The organism is Bacillus sp. NS1 (genome assembly GCF_058248265.1).
Genome location: NZ_JBZAZF010000001.1, coordinates 598,275 through 615,859 on the forward strand (window position 1 = coordinate 598,275; position 17,585 = coordinate 615,859).

Below are 17,585 nucleotides of genomic sequence, written 5' to 3' on the forward strand. Positions count from 1 at the left end.
TATACGATAAAATAAGAAAAATTTTAAAGTATACATGCTATGTAAAAGTTTAACAAAATTTAAGGTTAGGCCTATTCTTATTGACAGATGTATTTGATATAATTATCAAGCAAAAATATAACCGATCCATTAGGGTAGTGAGGTAATCGATGAAGATAAGCATTGTTATCCCTGTATATAATTCAGAAGATCTTATTTCCGAATGTCTTGACAGCTTAGTTAATCAAACGATGCCAAAAGAGGATTATGAGATTATATGTGTTGATGATAAATCTACGGATTCATCTTTAGACATTTTGAATCAATATAAAAAGAAATATGACAATATTGTTGTTGTTGAAAGAACGGTAAATTCAGGCGGCCCAGGTGCCCCGCGGAATGATGCAATAAAAATTGCCAAGGGTGAATACATCCTGTTTGTTGATTCCGATGACTATCTAGGCAATGAAGCATTGTTAAGGTGGTACAATTTCTCAAAAGAGAATGAATCAGATATTACTTTAGGGAAGTTAAAAGGGATAAACGGCCGAGGTGTTCCCAAATCAATGTTTAAGGAAACGAATCCGGATGTTGATTTGGTTGATTCCAAAATTGTTTTCACATTGGGACCTCAAAAACTGTTTAAAGCCTCACTTTTAAAAGAAAATCAAATCACCTTCCCTACTCACATAAAAGCAGCGGAAGATCAAGTATTCACAATGAACGCTTATTTAAAAGCAAAGAAGATTTCTGTTTCAGCTGACTATGATTATTACTATCTGGTCAAAAGAGACGGCGAACATATGAGTGTTGCTTATGTTCCTCCAGAGAACTTTTATGGAGCAATGGAAGATATTATCTCTGCTATCAAGGCAAGTGACCTGGAAGAAGCCAGAAAAATTAAGCTGATGGCAGTATTTTTAAACAGGCATTTTGATTTTTCCCGGACAAAAAATGTCACGATTAAAATGAAAACAGATGAAGAAAGAGCTGAATGGTTTAAATATTTGTCAGCATTTATTCATGCAGTGCCTGAAGAGGCTGATCAATTTGTGCTTCCGCATATCAAATTGCGGTTGCTGTTTATTCGGAATAATGATTTGCAAGGATTAACCCAGTATGAGCGGGAAGAACAAGACATTAAAAAGTTCTGTACTGTTAATAACGGGGAGTTAATTGCACGTTATCCAAGCTTAGAACGGTATCCAATCTCTGAAGAGCTATTAAAAGTAAATTATAAAAATAAGCTTGAACATTTTCTGCAGAATATTGAATTTAGCGATCATTGCCTTAGTATTCAAGGAACCATTAAACACAAATTGTTGGATGATGAAACGAATAAAAATCAATCTCTGACAGGAGTATTTGTTCATCGCGATACAAAGGCGGAAAAATACATTGTGCCGGCTTCATATGAAAATTCAACTTTTACATTTGAGTGCAAGTTTGATGAACTGGCTTCTGCTGAAGAAGATTTAGGCGTTTGGGATTTCTTTATTGAATCATCAATAGACGGCTACAAATTAAGGGCAAGAATAGGAAACAAACGTGTCGCGTACAAGTATTCCACAAAAACGATGTATTTAGGGCATAACGCTTTGTTTGTCTACAGCGCCAGACCCTACTTCACAATGAACTATGATAATCTCTCGATTGATATAAAGAAACATGCATACACAGAAGCTGAACTTTCTTATGAAACAGAATCAAAAGATTTATCATTTATTTTTAAAGATAAGCAAATCTGTTTGCCAAATCATTCAAAAATCATTGTGAATACTGGACAGTCTGAAATTTCATTACCAGTAAAACGTATTGATTTAGAGCCTAATTGCACAAAATTGACAGTAAACGTGCAGAGTTTGCTTGAACAGCTAGCTCATGTAAAGAAAGAGCGATTAATTGAATTTGCGATAAACACTTCTCAAAATAAAATCAGTGCAAAAGTGGATAACCAAGCAATTATCCTGGACACAAAAAGCGTGGAACGAAAATCTATGTTATTCTTCAATAAAATGGTTGAAGTTCAGTACAAGCTGTTAACCTCTAAATCAAAATTTTATTTTCAATATTAAATGCTTCGCAGCGAAAAGAGACAAATCTGTAAAATGGTTTGTCTCTTTTTTTATACAATATGCTTAATTTTTAAAAAAAGTGTCTAAAACAATAAAAAGTTTACGGTTAAATGTCAGAAAAAATAACAAATTCACACTTCTTAACATACCATTTACATCCAATTAACATCTGTCTGCTAAACTGACTGGCATAGGTCATCATAACATCCCAAACAAATCGTGAGGTGTGTGTCAGTGAGTGCAGAGAAAAGCATGAATGTGAGTCGTGAATTCTCAGTTCAGCAAATACATTCTTTTACATTATCTGAAAAGACGGCTCGTTATTTGGCAGTAAAACGCGTAATGGATATTTGGTTTGCGCTCATTGGATTGGCGATTGCGCTGCCAATGATTGCGGTATTTTCAATATTGATTTGTTTGGAAACGCCGGGGCCTGCCATATATACGCAGGAACGTGTAGGGAAAGGCGGGAAACCATTTAAGCTTTATAAGCTTCGTTCCATGAAAATAGATGCCGAGAAGTCCGGGGCTGTTTGGGCGCAGAAGCAAGATCCGCGGGTAACAAGGATCGGAGCTTTTATCAGAAGAACGAGAATTGACGAGCTTCCTCAGCTATTTAATGTGCTGAAAGGCGATATGAGTATGATTGGCCCTCGTCCGGAACGTCCAGTGTTTACGGAAAAATTCCAGAATGAGATTCCAGGCTTTACACAGCGTCTGGCTGTTAAACCGGGATTGAGCGGCTGGGCTCAGGTGAATGGCGGTTACGATATGACGCCTAAGGAAAAGCTGATATTTGATTTATATTATATTCGCAATCTGACTTTCACTTTGGAATTAAAAATTATGTTAAAAACTTGTAAAGTAGTCTGGACAGGTGATGGTGCAAGATAAAACTGAATGCCTGCATTCACCATCAATCTGAGCTTAAAAAGAAGTAGGGAATATGATGCCAAGTATTACAAAACAAATCATGAGCGGCGCAAAATGGACAAGTATTTCAACCATGTGTATTACAATCATACAAATCGTTCAGTTTGCTCTGCTAGGAAATATGATGACCTTAACGGAATTCGGACTCGTCGGCATGATCACAACGGTTACAGTTTTCGCCCAGATTGTGCTTGATATGGGTTTTGGCGCAGCGTTAATTCAGCGGGATGATGCAACAGAGCGCCAGCTGTCAACATTATATTGGCTTAACATTATGACCGGCGTCTTGCTGTTTGTTCTTTTATATGTGAGCAGTCCCGTCATTGCGGGATTTTATCAAAGGGAAGAGCTGGTGTTTCTGATTCGGATTTTAGCGATTATGTTTTTGGTTGCCCCAATCGGACAGCAGTATCAGTATATGCTGCAAAAGCAGCTGCATTTTAATACCTTAAGCAAAATTGAGATTTTTTCTAATGTATTGTCATTCGGATATTTAGCGGCAGCGGTTTTTATGATGGATGCAATTTTGGCGTACGTCATTTCCCAAGTGCTGCTGCAGTCCAGTAAGGGGATTTTATATTGGGCTGTATACCGGAAAAAATGGCACCCCGCTTTTGTTTTTGACTTGAGGGGAATGAAGGAGTTCTTTTCCTTTGGAGCTTTTCAGCTTTCATCCCGCCTTGTGAACAGGCTGGGGGCGAATATCGATATGATTTTGATCGGTCGGTTTATCGGTGCTGAAGCATTGGGGATTTATAACCTTGCTTACCAGATTGTCACCATTCCGGTTTTGAAGATCAATCCAATCGTGACACGGGTGGCATTCCCTGTTTTTGCAAAAAACAAATATGAAAACAGCGTGATCAGAGAAGGCTTTCTAAATATGACAAAAATGCTTGCACTTGTTTCGTTTCCGCTGTTAATCGGGCTCGTGTCTGTGTCAGATGCTTTTATCGCAGCGGTTTTCGGAGAAAAATGGCTTGCAGCTGTTCCAGTCCTAAATGTTCTGGCCATTGTCGGGATACTCAGAGTGCTTATGAATCCAAATGGATCTGTGCTTCTAGCTAAAGGAAGAGCGGACTTAGCGTTTTATTGGGATTCCGGCGTGCTGCTGCTGTACGGATTGTCACTGTTTGCAGCCGTTCAGACGGGAAGTCTGCTGACAGTCGCATGGGTATATGCCATCATTAGCGTTTTCAATTTTCTGATCGGGCGCTGGCTTCTGGCATATGTCATCAAGCTTAATCTTTCGGCTTATTTCCAGTCGATTATGAAGCCGTTTCTGCTCACAGCCGTGATGGCCATCATCGCATTTGCTGTAAGCCTAGGTACAGAACACTTCAGTCTGCAGGCAGAAATGAGGCTGGCCATTTCAGTGGCGGCGGGGGCGCTGTGCTATCTCTTTCTTTTAGTAAAAGCGTACCCTCAAACGAAAAGCAAACTACTAAGAAAAGGACGTTTGTCATGAAGATTTTGTGGATCACAAGCGTATATCCGAGCAGCCTGAAACCCGGTGAGGGTGTGTTTCATGAGACACAGGTGCAAGAGCTGCAAAAACTCGGGCTTGATATTACCGTCATATGCCCAAGGCCTTTTCATTCCGCGCCTGCTCGCATGCTGAAAAAGGCATATCGAAAAAAAGATGCCAGACCTGAGTATGAGATGAGGAAGGGGATACCGGTTTACCGGCCTTTCTATCGAGCAATTCCTGGCCAGCTGAAGTGGGCGCAGCCTCACCGGAGAATCGCATCATCTGTCTTAAAAACGATGAAACAGCACGACTTACATCCGGATCTGATCCATGCCCATTTTGCTATGCCATCGGGCGGGGCTGCTGCAGTTGTGTCGGAGTCAGAGCGAATTCCTTATGTCCTGACCTTGCACGGCAGTGATGTGAATGTCTATCCGCATTACAGCAAAGGGGCGTTTAAAGCATTCAAGCACGCAGTAGGTTCCGCATCAGCTGTTTTAACTGTTAGCCACAAGCTCCAGGAAGAAACCAAAAAGCTTGCCGGCTTTGACAGCTCGGTTTTGCCGATCGGCATACAGCTCAGCCGCTTTCAGGAGAATGATCAGACAAAAGAAGAAATCAGAAAAAAACTCGGGCTCCCGCTCGAGCAGCGTCTGGCCGTCTATGTGGGCCGGCTCGTTAGAGAGAAAGGCATTTTTGAACTGTCTGAAGCCATCGAATCGTTGAAGGAACCTCCTAAGGCAGTCTTCGTCGGGGATGGTCCTGCAAAATCAATGCTGACTCAGAAAGGACATATCGTCACAGGCCAAGTGCCGAATCATAAGGTAAGAGACTATTTGCTTGCGGCAGACATGTTCGTGCTTCCTTCTTACAGTGAGGGGATGCCGACTGTTGTGATTGAGGCGCTGGCGCTAAGGGTTCCTGTCATCTGTACAGATGTTGGCGGTGTGTCATCGTTATTCGGAAAGCATCGGCATCTGCTGATTAAACCGAAATCTGCTCAAGCCTTGGCGGAGGCGATCGCTCTGTACGAACATGAGCAAATATGGAAACCGGAAGTAGCAGATGATTTGTATGAAATCGTGCAAGCCCAATTTGACGCCGGAAAAAATGCCAAGGCCTTGCATCATCAGTATCAGACGGTCATGAAAACGTCCGTTTAATCGTAAGAAACTGCGACCAATATAAATAGGAAGGTATTTTACAGGAGAGGGATGAGCGCTGTGAAAAAAATAGCTGTCATTGGAACAGGTTATGTAGGACTCGTGTCAGGCACGTGCTTTGCGGAAATCGGCAATAAAGTTGTTTGCTGTGATATCGATGAATCAAAAATCAGAAGTCTGAAAAATGGAGTAATCCCGATCTATGAGCCAGGGCTTGCAGATTTAGTTGAAAAAAATGTAATGAATCAGCGCCTGTCTTTTACTAACGATATCCCGTCCGCCATTCGGACGTCAGACATTATATATATTGCAGTCGGAACGCCGATGTCCAAAACAGGTGAAGCTGATTTAACATACGTAAAAGCGGCGGCGAAAACAATCGGTGAGCACCTCAACGGCTATAAAGTGATCGTAAATAAAAGCACAGTCCCGGTCGGAACAGGAAAACTGGTTCAATCTATCGTTCAAAAAGCTTCAAAAGGAAGATTCTCATTTGATGTTGTATCTAACCCTGAATTCCTTCGGGAGGGCTCAGCGATTCATGACACGATGAATATGGAGCGTGCCGTGATTGGCTCAACAAGTCATAAAGCCGCTGCCATTATTGAGGATCTGCACCAACCTTTCCACGCTCCTGTGATTAAAACAAACTTAGAAAGTGCAGAAATGATTAAATACGCCGCGAATGCGTTTCTGGCGACAAAGATTTCCTTTATTAACGATATCGCAAACATTTGTGAGCGAGTCGGTGCAGACGTTTCAAAAGTTGCTGATGGCGTGGGACTTGACAGCCGTATCGGCAGAAAGTTTTTAAAAGCGGGTATTGGGTTCGGCGGCTCTTGTTTTCCTAAAGATACAACCGCACTGCTCCAAATCGCAAAATCGGCCGGCTATCCATTTAAGCTCATCGAAGCTGTCATTGAAACGAACGAAAAGCAGCGCGTTCATATTGTAGATAAACTCTTAACTGTCATGGGAAGCATCAAAGGAAGAACCATTTCAGTCCTCGGATTGGCCTTCAAGCCGAATACAAACGATGTGAGATCTGCTCCCGCTCTTGATATTATTCCGATGCTTCAGCAGCTGGGCGCGCATGTAAAAGCATACGATCCGATCGCTATTCCTGAAGCTTCAGCCATTCTTGGTGAACAGGTCGAGTATTACACAGATGTGTATGATGCGATTGAGGACACAGATGCATGCCTGATCTTAACAGATTGGCCGGAAGTAAAAGAAATGGAGCTTGTAAAAGTGAAAACCCTCTTAAAACAGCCGATCATCATCGATGGCAGAAATTTATTTTCACTTGAAGAGATGCAGGCAGCCGGATACATTTACCACTCTATCGGCCGCCCTGCCGTTCGGGGAACGGAACCTTCTGACAAGTATTTTCCGGGCTTGCCGCTCGAGGAATTGGCTAAAGACTTGGGGAGCGTCAATTTATAAAAAGAAAAAGTGTTACTTGGTTGAAGCTGCCGGATGCTAGGCTCGGCCGCCGGCTCCTGAAACATCAGGAAAGGGGTTAAACATGTGAGTATCAAACGTTCAGCGGTCCATACGCTTGCGTTACTGGCCGCTGCCATATTTGGAGTTGTCCTATTGCTGGGAGCCATCCAGAAAGATATAGGTTTCATGCAGATGGCTGCCCTGCTTGCGGTGTTGGTGATCGGTCTGTTTGCGCTGACGCTTGCAACCGCATTTACAACAAAAGAACGGCTCTTCATGGCTGTCATCTATATTTTGATCGCCTGCACTTTTTTAAATAATGCGTTTTTCGCGATTCATCTTGGATTTTTCAGTTTGTTCCTTTACAGGCTTCTGCTCATTGCTGCGGGGTGCCTCCATGTGATCGGGATGGTTCGGAATCGAACACATATTGAAAGATGGAACGGGCTGCAAGTGAAAGGAATATTGCTCTTTTTCGCCTTTTGGTTTATATACGGCCTTGTTTCTCTACTGTGGGCTAAGTCGGTCACAGCCGGCATCAAATATTTGGCCTTATTGGCAATGGGGATTTTCTTCATTTACCTCATTGTCATGTATGTGCAAAAAATGGAGCGGCTGATGATGGTTTATACCATTTGGCTGGTGATGACAGTATTCCTGATGATCATTGGTTTTTACAATCATATCACCCATCATCATCTCCCGAGTTCAACGTTGTACAACGGACCGGAGTATAAGCAGCATTATCCGACCTCGGTATTTTTTAATCAAAATGACTTTGCGACCTTTTTATCAATCAGCTTCTTTTTTTACATCACTTTGATGAAAAACATAAAAAATGGATATATCAAGGCGATTGGCCTTGTGCTCTCGATCTGTGCGTTGTATTTAATTTTTGCTACCGGTTCAAGAGCCAGCCTTCTGGGGATTTTTGCAGGCATTGCTGTCTATATCTTCATTGTATTGCCGCCTGTTCTAAAGAAAATGGCCATATGGCTGTCAGCGGCGGGAATTGCCATTTTTGCAGTTCTTTTCGCCAGCCGAATGTATTCAAAGTTTTGGGAGCTGTTTCTGGCCCCGCAGGCACTGCATTCATTTCATGACAGGCTTCCATCAAATGTGGCTCGGGCTAATCTGCTGAAAAACGCATGGCACTTTTTCCTTGATTCATACGGATTCGGAGTTGGAGCAGGGAATGTATCCTATTATCTTGAGCACAAAGCTTTATATGATACTGACAATGTGGCAGAGGTGCACAACTGGCTCGTTGAAATCCTTACTAACTTTGGCTTGTTCATCATGCTGGGATATTTGGCCGTTTATGCCTACCTCATATGGGTGCTTTACAAATTTTATGAAAGAAAATTAGAAAATCAGTCAAAACTGATCACAGAAGGGCTTATTACTGCTCTGGTCAGTTTTCTGGTATCTAGTATCAGCCCAAGCTCTGTTTCAAATTTATTTTTCCATTGGGTGTTTCTGGCACTCGTCATCGCCGCCGTCAATGTGTTAAGGCGATCCAGACAGATGCCTGAACCGATGTACAGATAAACAGACTACAAAAAGCAGGGAGACTTATATGAACGATATATTGATAAGAATAGCCCGTCGCATTAAAAAAAATATCATTTGGATAATAGCAGTGCCTATTATATTAGGCGCGGCGGGGTATATCCTGCCGTCACAGATCGCTGATCAAAAGAGCTATACAGCTGAGGACACTTTAGCTGTGGGGAGATATGATCATCCGGTTTATAACAGCATAGAAGAGATTCCCCTTTTGCTTAAGAGCGACTCTTTTTTGAAGGAAGCGCTTCCTGATGAAAAGGATGAAGATTTGGCAGAGATCAAAGAGAAGCTTACCATCAAAACGGAATCTAAATCTTTGCTGACATTGAGCTATACCGACGAGGATAAGGATAGAACAGAATCTGTCTTAAACGCTATTTCCTCTGCTTTTCTCAAAAACGATCAAAAACTGTATGCAGAAAGAGAAGCCGTCATCCGCCGCAGCATAGACGCGCTTGAAGGCGAGTCGGTGAGCGAGGATTCCAAAGTGGATAAAGAGAGATTTTTGTATGAGCTGAAAAACACGCAGCTTAATTTGAAAGCGGCCAGTGTCACTGATTCTGAAACTGTAAGTGAGACAGCAGGCGGCGGAATGTCTCCGAAAAAGAAAGCGGTTCTCGGCGTTATGATCGGCCTCACGATTGCCTTTATGTTCGTTGTCATTCCTGAATTTTTCAGGGAATCCTTTTAAAATCATACGATGGAGATGTGATCATGACCAATTGGAAACCTCTCGTATCTGTTATTACGCCTTCCTTTAATGCGCGTGACTATATTGAAGACACGATTCATTCTGTCTTAGATCAGAGCCACTCTCAATGGGAAATGATTATCGTGGATGATTGCTCTACGGATGGCACACGCGACATTTTACAGCAGTATGAAAAGATAGATGAACGAATTCAGGTGGTGTATCTGGACGAGAACAGCGGAGCCGCGGTTGCTCGCAACAAAGCATTGGAGCGCGCTCAAGGACGTTACGTAGCATTTCTTGATAGTGATGACAAATGGAAAGAAGACAAACTGGAAAAGCAGCTTGAGTTTATGATGGAACGTTCCTGTGCGTTTTCTTTCACAGGCTACAGCCTAATGGCACAGGACGGGACCCCGCTCGATAAATTTATTCATGCCCCGGAAAGCCTGACGTACGATGATGCTTTGAAAAATACGATTATCGGCTGCTTGACGGTGATGATTGACAGGGAGCAAACGGGACAGATCCAAATGCCGAATATCAGAACGAGGCAGGACTTGGCCACATGGCTGTCTCTTTTGAAAAAAGGATTTACCGCCTATGGAATGAATGAATGTCTGGCTGAATATCGGCTTGTCAATAACTCGATATCCAGCAACAAATGGAAGGCAGCGAAAAAAACGTGGTTTGTCTACAGGGAGATCGAACGGCTGCATTTAATGAAAGCAACATGGTGTTTTGTTCAATATGCAAAAAATGCGGTGAAAAAGAGATTATAGCCGCAAACAGAGAGAAAAGGTGATGAAGGTGGAAACAAAAGAAGCAATCATTCATGTCGTCGTTGCCACTGCTGAATGGGGAAAAGACCAATTGAGATATAGAAGGCACCGGCTGGCAGAATTTTTAGCTGATCAGGAGGAAACGAAGGAAGTCATTTGGGTGTGTCCGGCTCCGCGCCCCCAGGGAAATGAATTTGAGCAAGTTCATTCAGGCATCAGGCAATTCGCTGTCAAAGACTTGCTGCAGAAAAAAATGTTTCGTTTCGGACGATACACAGATGTCTTTTACAGACATAAGCTCTCACCATTACTTGATGAACTGACAGCTGCCACTGCAAACGGAGAACGCTGCTGTTTATGGTATACATTTCCCGGGTTCCCGCTGCTGTCTTCGCTGTATCCCTGGGATCAGGTCATTTATGATTGCAGTGATTTATGGGCCGCGCCGATCAGCGGCCGTTCAAATTTGCTGTCTGAATTCCGGCGAAAAGTCATTAAATCGGCGGAGCTAAGAATTATACATCGTGCTGATTCCATTACCTGTTCATCGGATTATCTTCACAAAGAAGTAGATAAAAAACTGACTGGAGGGCGAGATAAGGTTCATACTGTTGAAAACGGTGTTGAATATGAGCTGTTCTCTGCAAATAAAACGGCTCCCGATCGCAGCATATTGCAGGGAAGAGAAGGAACAGTATTAGGCTTTATCGGCGGGATTAAACCGAAGCTCGATTTTAAAATGATTGAAGAAGCCGCGTTGCAAAAGCCTGGTTGGACATTTTTATGGGTTGGTCCGGATGCCACCAATGGCGATGTCTCGTTTCAAGAGCTTCTGAGGCTTCCCAATGTCATATGGACCGGCCCGGCAGATCCAAAAGAAGTTCCGCATTATATGGAGCTTATCGATATCGGCATTATGCCATATAAAAATTCATCGTATAATCAAGCTGTGTTTCCGCTGAAACTATTTGAATTTTTAGCGGCGGGAAAGCCTGTCGTCGGCTCTAATCTTCCGTCAACCTCAAAAATGCAAAAGCCGTATGTATACGAATATGTAGAAGGCGATCATCCGCTTGATTTTATAGCCGCTTGTGAAAAAGTAATCGGCCAAAACGGAGATGAAACATATATAGAAATGCGCCGAAACATCGCTCAAGCAAAGGATTGGACCAGTTTATTTAAACAAATTATGAAATATACAGGGATTCAAAAACATGCGTAGTCCTATAATTTGGGATGCGCGTTTTTTGATTATACGTGTTTCTTTTTGATGAAGCTTGTTATAATAACTAAGGAGAAGGTATAATGGAAGGAACGGTTCTCTATATAAATAAAGACTTCATTTAATTCCAAAGGAGACTTCTTTATGCTTGACGAACGCATGATTCGCATTGTTGTTGCGTTTATTGTCTCGCTGCTGACGGTTTTAATCATAACCCCAATCGTAAAAAGGATTGCGATTAAAATAGGTGCAGTTGACCAGCCCAGCAATCGAAAAGTACACGACAAAATAATGCCCCGGATGGGCGGGCTGGCCATATTTATCGGGGTGGTTGCAGGCGTGCTTGCATCCGGTATTTACACAGAGACAAGAATGACGGCTATTACAGTCGGAGCATTCATCATTATTGTGTTAGGTATTCTTGACGATAAATATCAATTAAGTGCAAAAGTTAAGTTTTTGATTCAATTAGGTGTAGCCATCATGATTGTAAGCACTGGCTTAAAAATGGATTTTTTCTCAGTACCTTTTTTAACAGAACGATTTGAGTTAGGATGGATGGCTTATCCGCTGACAGTATTATGGATCGTCGGCATCACGAACGCAATTAACCTGATTGATGGATTGGATGGCCTTGCTGCCGGTCTCTCTGTTATCGGTCTGTCAACAATCGCCGTTATGGCGCTATCCGGCGGAAAAGTACTGATTCTGTCACTCTCATTGGTTGTGATCGCCAGCACGCTTGGATTTTTGTTTTACAACTTTCATCCGGCAAAAATTTTTATGGGTGATACAGGATCACTTTTTTTAGGGTATTGTATTTCGATTCTTTCATTATTAGGCCTGTATAAAAGCGTAACATTGTTCAGTATCGTTATCCCGGTTATTATACTAGGCGTACCGATTTTTGATACAACGTTTGCTATTATCAGGAGAATATTAAACAAACAGCCGATTTCGGCACCCGATAAGTCGCATATCCACCATAGACTGATGGCCTTTGGCCTTTCACATCGGATGTCGGTCATTGTTATTTATCTGATTGGATTTATTTTCAGTATAAGTGCAATTGTGCTCAAAAGTGCCACGATTTGGCTTTCTTTGTTTATTATCTTCATTTTAATTATTTTTATGCAGATTATTGCAGAAGTGACAGGACTTGTGAATGAAAAATTCAAGCCGTTTACGAAATTTTATAAACGACTGGTGAAAAGGAATTAAAAACTCCGGCTAATGTGCCGGAGTTTTTTTCTGTGCAAAAATGCCCGATCCTCTAAAGGACCGGGCATTTTTTTAATAAGATGAATCAGTTGTTGAATTTGTTGTACCGTTTGAGCTTGTGCTGCTGTCATTCGAATAGCTGCTTCCGCTTGTTGTACCGTCAGTTGTTGTGCTTTCATCTGTGCCAGTGCTGCTTGTATCTGGAGTATAATCTAAATGCTCTTGGAGCGTTTTTCTGACTTTTTCCAGATTTGTGGCATCAGGTTCAAAATAATACGTGTTGTTAGGCCCTAAATACAAATCAGATCCTGTAATGCTCAACGTGTCGATTTTCTTGCTGGTAAAGCCGCTGTAAATCTGCTGCAGCGCTAAACCTTCAGTAATGCGAATATTGGTTTCAACGTTTTCACTGGCTTTTTCTGCGATTTTATCAATCTTAGCAATGTTGCTTGCACTTGACATTCGGTCAATCAGTGCATTTAAAATTTGTTTCTGCCTGTCATTACGGCCAAAGTCTCCGCGTTTATCCTGTTTTCTCATACGGGCATACGCCAAGGCTTCTTCGCCGTTTAAGTGCATCTCGCCTTTTTTAAAGTAAATCCGTTTGCTTTCGTCTACGTCACTTTTTTCATCGAAATCGAAAGGTACATCTACATCAATACCGCCAACTTCATTAATTACATCTTTAAATCCGTCAAAATCAACTGTGACATATTTATCGATCGGGATTTGCAAGAAGTTTTCAACAGTTTCAACGGTCTCATCTTTTCCGCCTTTACTGTAAGCGGCATTAATCTTTGTTTTGCTTCCGGTTGTGTCACTGGCTAATTGCACCCGTGTATCACGCGGAATGCTCAGCATTTTCATGGTTTTATTTTTGGGATCAAGGGTAACTACAATAAGAGAGTCGGATCTCCCTTTTTGTCCTTTGGTCGCGTAGTCCTCTATTCCCATAAATAAAATAGAAAATGGTTTTTTCTTCATGTCTACAACTTCGCTGCGAAGATTTGATTTATTTCCGCGGGAAAGGGCATCGTATGAATCGTCCGCAGCGTTAATGGTTTTGTAAAGTTTATATCCACCTAGCCCTACGACTACCAATAATGCAAGGGCAAACAATAACACAATTCTTTTTAAAATTTTCCTGCGTTTGCTCTTTTTCTTTTTTCGCACACGCACTCTAACGCGTTCAGCCATTATTCAGTCTCCTTTATGTGATTGACGGCTTTTTCAAGATACGTCAACTCTCCCTCTTTAATATCACTCTTTCCATTTGTCAGTTCTGTCATCCACTCAGAAAATGTGTGTGTTTCTGTTTCTTCCACGTATGTTTCGAATTCAACATTTTCGGCATAATGGATTTCTTTTAACAGAAATTGTGATTCCCTTAATTCATTTTCAATCTTGCCAAGCCAAGTGTAATCTGCGGAAGTATGCATGACCCGCATAAGCTTCCGTTCTACAACACCTATATGATTTAATCCTTCAGACACTGATTTCCCATAAGCGCGAATTAATCCGCCGGCTCCAAGTTTAATGCCTCCGAAGTATCGTGTAACGACGGCGCAAGTATCTTTAAGTCCGCGTTTTTTTAATACCTCAAGCATCGGCACTCCCGCTGTACCACTTGGTTCTCCATCATCATTGGCTTTTTGTATATGATCGTTCTCGCCAATTACGTAAGCCGAGCAATTATGAGTCGCATTCCAGTGCTGTTTCTTTATTTTCTGTATAAATTCCTGTGCCTCTTGTTCGGTAGAAACACGGCTTAAATGACAGATAAAACGCGATTTTTCTATAACAATTTCGTGTTCTCCTGTTTCTTTCACAGTAAAATAGCTGTGCAGCATGCTTGCTGACCCCCTGCTAAGCATAAAAGACTGCCTATAGAAATTCGTACAGTCTTTAGAATTTTTGTGCGTATTTTGGTATCATAAAGAGTAGAAGGTATATAAAATTGTTTTTTTCTAGAATATACGCATTCTTTCATTATAATTCGACATAATTTGCAGATCAATTACATTTATAATAAAAATATATGACAACGCCGTGACGGAGGGAAATTATGAATAAAACAAAGATGGATTCCAAAGTTCTGGATTCTATTTTGATGAAGATGCTGAAAACCGTTGACGGGAGCAAGGACGAGGTTTTTCAAATCGGGGAACAGTCACGCCAGCAGTATGAACAGCTGGTTGAAGAACTGAAACAAATTAAACAGCAGGTGTATGAAGTTATCGAGCTTGGCGATAAACTTGAAGTGCAAACCCGCCATGCGAGAAACCGTTTATCCGAGGTCAGCCGCAATTTTCATAGGTTCAGTGAAGAAGAAATCCGCAATGCTTACGAAAAAGCCCATAAGCTGCAGGTAGAATTGACGATGATCCAGCAGCGTGAGAAACAGCTGCGCGAACGCCGGGATGATTTAGAGCGAAGATTGTTAGGCCTTCAGGAAATCATTGAGCGGTCTGAATCATTGGTAAGCCAAATAACAGTTGTGCTCAACTATTTGAATCAGGATTTGCGCGAGGTCGGATTGCTTCTGGCTGATGCTCAGGCAAAACAGGATTTCGGCTTAAGAATTATTGAGGCACAGGAAGAAGAGCGAAAAAGAGTATCCAGAGAAATTCATGACGGACCTGCTCAAATGCTGGCGAATGTTATGATGAGATCGGAATTAATCGAGCGGATTTTCCGTGACCGGGGTGCTGAGGACGGATTCCAAGAAATTAAAAATCTCCGTCAAAATGTGCGGAATGCCCTTTACGAAGTGAGAAGGATTATATATGATTTAAGACCGATGGCCCTTGATGACCTAGGCCTGATTCCAACTTTAAGAAAATATCTATATACAACCGAGGAATATAACGGGAAGGTCAAAATACATTTTCAGTGCATTGGTGAAACAGAGGATAGGCGGCTTGCGCCTCAGTTTGAAGTTGCGCTCTTCAGGCTCGCACAGGAAGCTGTGTCTAATGCGCTAAAGCATTCTGAATCTGAAGAAATTACAGTCAAAGTTGAGATCACAAAGGATTTTGTGATTTTAATGATAAAAGATAACGGCAAAGGGTTCGACCTGAAGGAAGCGAAAGAGAAGAAAAACAAGTCATTCGGCTTGCTGGGCATGAAAGAAAGAGTAGATCTATTGGAAGGAACCATGACAATAGATTCCAAAATAGGTCTTGGGACATTTATTATGATTAAGGTTCCGTTATCTCTTTGACTATGATTTGTAAAATAGAGCCAAAAGGCATATTGACCGAATGCTAGAGTATATAGAACAATAATACAAGGAGGCGTGGCTTGTGACTAAAGTAAACATTGTTATTATCGACGACCATCAGTTATTTCGTGAAGGTGTTAAACGGATATTGGATTTTGAACCTACCTTTGAAGTGGTAGCCGAAGGCGACGACGGAGACGAAGCGGCTCGTATTGTAGAGCACTATCATCCTGATGTTGTGATCATGGATATCAATATGCCAAACGTAAATGGTGTGGAAGCTACAAAACAGCTTGTAGAGCTGTATCCTGAATCAAAAGTAATTATTCTATCAATTCACGATGACGAAAATTATGTAACACATGCTCTGAAAACAGGAGCAAGAGGTTATCTGCTGAAAGAGATGGATGCTGATACATTAATTGAAGCGGTTAAAGTAGTTGCCGAGGGAGGTTCTTACCTTCATCCGAAGGTTACTCACAATCTCGTTAACGAATTCCGCCGTCTTGCAACAAGCGGAGTTTCTGCACACCCTCAGCACGAGGTCTACCCTGAAATCCGCAGACCATTACATATTTTAACTAGACGGGAATGTGAAGTGCTGCAGATGCTTGCAGACGGAAAAAGCAACCGCGGTATTGGTGAATCATTGTTTATCAGTGAGAAAACCGTCAAAAACCATGTGAGCAATATTTTGCAAAAAATGAATGTAAACGACCGGACGCAAGCTGTTGTGGTCGCCATTAAAAATGGCTGGGTAGAAATGAGATAGTTATAATACGAGACTTGCCTTTTATCAGGCAGGTCTTTTTTTAGGCTGCCGTTTCGCTTACAATAGAGTTATAAAGCAATAAGGCAGGTATCGAAGCTATGAATATTGCAGTCGTAACAGACAGCACAGCATATATCCCGAAAGAAATGCGTGAACAACATCAAATACATATGATCCCTCTCCAGGTTGTTTTTGGGGAAGAAACTTATCGTGAAGAAATCGAACTAGACTGGAAAAGCTTTTACGATGAAGTAAAAAAACATACCGAGCTGCCGACGACTTCTCAGCCGTCAATCGGCGAGCTGGTTGCTTTGTATGAAGAGCTTGGCCAGTCTTATGATGCGGTTATCAGTATCCACCTTTCCAGTGGGATCAGCGGAACGTTCAGCAGTGCAGCAACTGCTAACACAATGGTCGACAATATTGAAGTGTATCCATTTGACTCAGAGATCAGCTGTCTGGCTCAAGGCTTTTATGCTCTTAAAGCTGCTGAATTAATCAGTAATGGAGCATCATCGCCTGAAGATATTATAAATGAACTGGAGGAAATGAAAAAAACAGTTCGGGCGTATTTTATGGTAGATGATTTAGCACATCTTCAGCGGGGCGGACGATTAAGCAGCGCCCAAGCCTTTATTGGGAGTCTTCTAAAGGTAAAGCCTATTCTTCATTTTGACAATAAGGTAATTGTGCCTTTTGAGAAGATTCGTACACGTAAAAAAGCAATTTCGCGAATTTATGAGCTTTTAGACGAAGATGCGAATAAAGGATTGCCTATGCGAGCTGCTGTTATCCATGCAAATCGAGAAGAAGAAGCAGCGAAAATCATTGAAGAACTTTCTGCAAAATATCCTCACGTTGAATTTTATAACAGTTATTTTGGCGCGGTCATCGGCACTCATTTGGGTGAGGGTGCGCTAGGAATTTGCTGGTGTTTTAAATAACGTAAAATCTCCGTTTTAGCAGCGGAGATTTTTTTATATTTTTATTTTGATTGCTGGACAGAAAATATTGACTGAGGCATACTGTCTCAAAAGG

General features: G+C 41.8%; 15 protein-coding genes. 13 read left to right on the forward strand and 2 right to left on the reverse strand.

Features of this window, described 5'->3' with window-relative positions; genetic code table 11:
• Positions 1–149: 149 nt before the first annotated feature.
• The 10 genes from tarQ (at position 150) to AC4CV5_RS03045 (ending at position 12,552) form a co-directional block, all read left to right on the forward strand.
• Entirely contained in the window at positions 150–2,054 is a 1,905-nt protein-coding gene (gene tarQ / locus AC4CV5_RS03000) for a (poly)ribitol-phosphate teichoic acid beta-D-glucosyltransferase TarQ (RefSeq protein WP_222142137.1), read from the forward strand.
• A gap of 234 nt (positions 2,055–2,288) precedes the next feature.
• The gene (locus AC4CV5_RS03005; RefSeq protein ID WP_014115374.1) at positions 2,289–2,948 is read left to right on the forward strand and encodes a sugar transferase; all 660 of its coding nucleotides are present in this window, start codon (positions 2,289–2,291) and stop codon (positions 2,946–2,948) included.
• Between the two features lie 55 nt (positions 2,949–3,003).
• Positions 3,004–4,455 (forward strand): teichuronic acid biosynthesis protein TuaB, encoded by a 1,452-nt coding sequence (tuaB, locus tag AC4CV5_RS03010; protein WP_166854581.1) that lies wholly within the window; start codon positions 3,004–3,006, stop codon positions 4,453–4,455.
• Positions 4,452–5,621 carry a teichuronic acid biosynthesis protein TuaC gene (gene tuaC / locus AC4CV5_RS03015; protein ID WP_326222234.1) on the forward strand — a complete coding sequence of 390 codons (1,170 nt, stop codon included), beginning with the start codon at positions 4,452–4,454 and terminating at the stop codon, positions 5,619–5,621. Before tuaB ends, tuaC begins: the two co-directional genes overlap by 4 nt.
• Positions 5,622–5,681: 60 nt before the next feature.
• Positions 5,682–7,067 (forward strand): UDP-glucose 6-dehydrogenase TuaD, encoded by a 1,386-nt coding sequence (gene tuaD / locus AC4CV5_RS03020; RefSeq protein WP_222142134.1) that lies wholly within the window; start codon positions 5,682–5,684, stop codon positions 7,065–7,067.
• 84 nt (positions 7,068–7,151) lie between these two features.
• Positions 7,152–8,618 (forward strand): teichuronic acid biosynthesis protein TuaE, encoded by a 1,467-nt coding sequence (gene tuaE / locus AC4CV5_RS03025; RefSeq protein ID WP_222142133.1) that lies wholly within the window; start codon positions 7,152–7,154, stop codon positions 8,616–8,618.
• A 28-nt stretch (positions 8,619–8,646) separates the two neighbouring features.
• Positions 8,647–9,327 carry a teichuronic acid biosynthesis protein TuaF gene (gene tuaF, locus AC4CV5_RS03030; RefSeq protein WP_222142132.1) on the forward strand — a complete coding sequence of 227 codons (681 nt, stop codon included), beginning with the start codon at positions 8,647–8,649 and terminating at the stop codon, positions 9,325–9,327.
• A 23-nt stretch (positions 9,328–9,350) separates the two neighbouring features.
• A complete protein-coding gene (tuaG, locus tag AC4CV5_RS03035) occupies positions 9,351–10,109 on the forward strand; it encodes a teichuronic acid biosynthesis protein TuaG (RefSeq protein WP_222142131.1) in 759 nt (252 codons plus the stop codon).
• Between the two features lie 28 nt (positions 10,110–10,137).
• On the forward strand, positions 10,138–11,331 hold the full coding sequence (gene tuaH / locus AC4CV5_RS03040; RefSeq protein WP_490922202.1) for a teichuronic acid biosynthesis protein TuaH: 1,194 nt from the start codon (positions 10,138–10,140) through the stop codon (positions 11,329–11,331).
• 144 nt (positions 11,332–11,475) lie between these two features.
• Positions 11,476–12,552, forward strand: coding sequence for an MraY family glycosyltransferase (locus AC4CV5_RS03045; RefSeq protein WP_222142130.1), 1,077 nt, complete (start codon positions 11,476–11,478; stop codon positions 12,550–12,552).
• A gap of 72 nt (positions 12,553–12,624) precedes the next feature.
• Here the strand turns inward: AC4CV5_RS03045 and AC4CV5_RS03050 are convergent, their stop codons facing one another.
• Positions 12,625–13,749 (reverse strand): LCP family protein, encoded by a 1,125-nt coding sequence (locus AC4CV5_RS03050; RefSeq protein ID WP_222142129.1) that lies wholly within the window; start codon positions 13,747–13,749, stop codon positions 12,625–12,627.
• Positions 13,749–14,402, reverse strand: coding sequence for a YigZ family protein (locus AC4CV5_RS03055; protein WP_490922065.1), 654 nt, complete (start codon positions 14,400–14,402; stop codon positions 13,749–13,751). The genes AC4CV5_RS03050 and AC4CV5_RS03055 overlap by 1 nt, the downstream gene beginning before the upstream one ends.
• Positions 14,403–14,617: 215 nt before the next feature.
• On the opposite strand from AC4CV5_RS03055, the gene degS reads away from it, so the two are divergent.
• The 3 genes from degS to AC4CV5_RS03070 all read left to right on the forward strand — a co-directional run bounded on the left by degS (position 14,618) and on the right by AC4CV5_RS03070 (position 17,491).
• Positions 14,618–15,775 (forward strand): two-component sensor histidine kinase DegS, encoded by a 1,158-nt coding sequence (gene degS / locus AC4CV5_RS03060; protein ID WP_166847694.1) that lies wholly within the window; start codon positions 14,618–14,620, stop codon positions 15,773–15,775.
• 82 nt (positions 15,776–15,857) lie between these two features.
• A complete protein-coding gene (gene degU / locus AC4CV5_RS03065; RefSeq protein ID WP_003219701.1) occupies positions 15,858–16,547 on the forward strand; it encodes a two-component system response regulator DegU in 690 nt (229 codons plus the stop codon).
• A gap of 98 nt (positions 16,548–16,645) precedes the next feature.
• On the forward strand, positions 16,646–17,491 hold the full coding sequence (locus AC4CV5_RS03070) for a DegV family protein (protein ID WP_490922066.1): 846 nt from the start codon (positions 16,646–16,648) through the stop codon (positions 17,489–17,491).
• Positions 17,492–17,585: the final 94 nt, after the last annotated feature.

What these genes read in the sequence shown, in the direction of transcription:
- tarQ (WP_222142137.1), top strand. Translation starts at nt 150, where the DNA reads ATGAAGATAAGCATTGTTATCCCTGTATATAATTCAGAAGATCTTATT.
- tuaB (WP_166854581.1), top strand. Translation starts at nt 3,004, where the DNA reads ATGCCAAGTATTACAAAACAAATCATGAGCGGCGCAAAATGGACAAGT.
- tuaC (WP_326222234.1), top strand. Translation starts at nt 4,452, where the DNA reads ATGAAGATTTTGTGGATCACAAGCGTATATCCGAGCAGCCTGAAACCC.
- tuaF (WP_222142132.1), top strand. Translation starts at nt 8,647, where the DNA reads ATGAACGATATATTGATAAGAATAGCCCGTCGCATTAAAAAAAATATC.
- tuaG (WP_222142131.1), top strand. Translation starts at nt 9,351, where the DNA reads ATGACCAATTGGAAACCTCTCGTATCTGTTATTACGCCTTCCTTTAAT.
- AC4CV5_RS03045 (WP_222142130.1), top strand. Translation starts at nt 11,476, where the DNA reads ATGCTTGACGAACGCATGATTCGCATTGTTGTTGCGTTTATTGTCTCG.
- AC4CV5_RS03050 (WP_222142129.1), bottom strand. Translation starts at nt 13,749, where the DNA reads ATGGCTGAACGCGTTAGAGTGCGTGTGCGAAAAAAGAAAAAGAGCAAA.
- AC4CV5_RS03055 (WP_490922065.1), bottom strand. Translation starts at nt 14,402, where the DNA reads ATGCTGCACAGCTATTTTACTGTGAAAGAAACAGGAGAACACGAAATT.
- degS (WP_166847694.1), top strand. Translation starts at nt 14,618, where the DNA reads ATGAATAAAACAAAGATGGATTCCAAAGTTCTGGATTCTATTTTGATG.
- AC4CV5_RS03070 (WP_490922066.1), top strand. Translation starts at nt 16,646, where the DNA reads ATGAATATTGCAGTCGTAACAGACAGCACAGCATATATCCCGAAAGAA.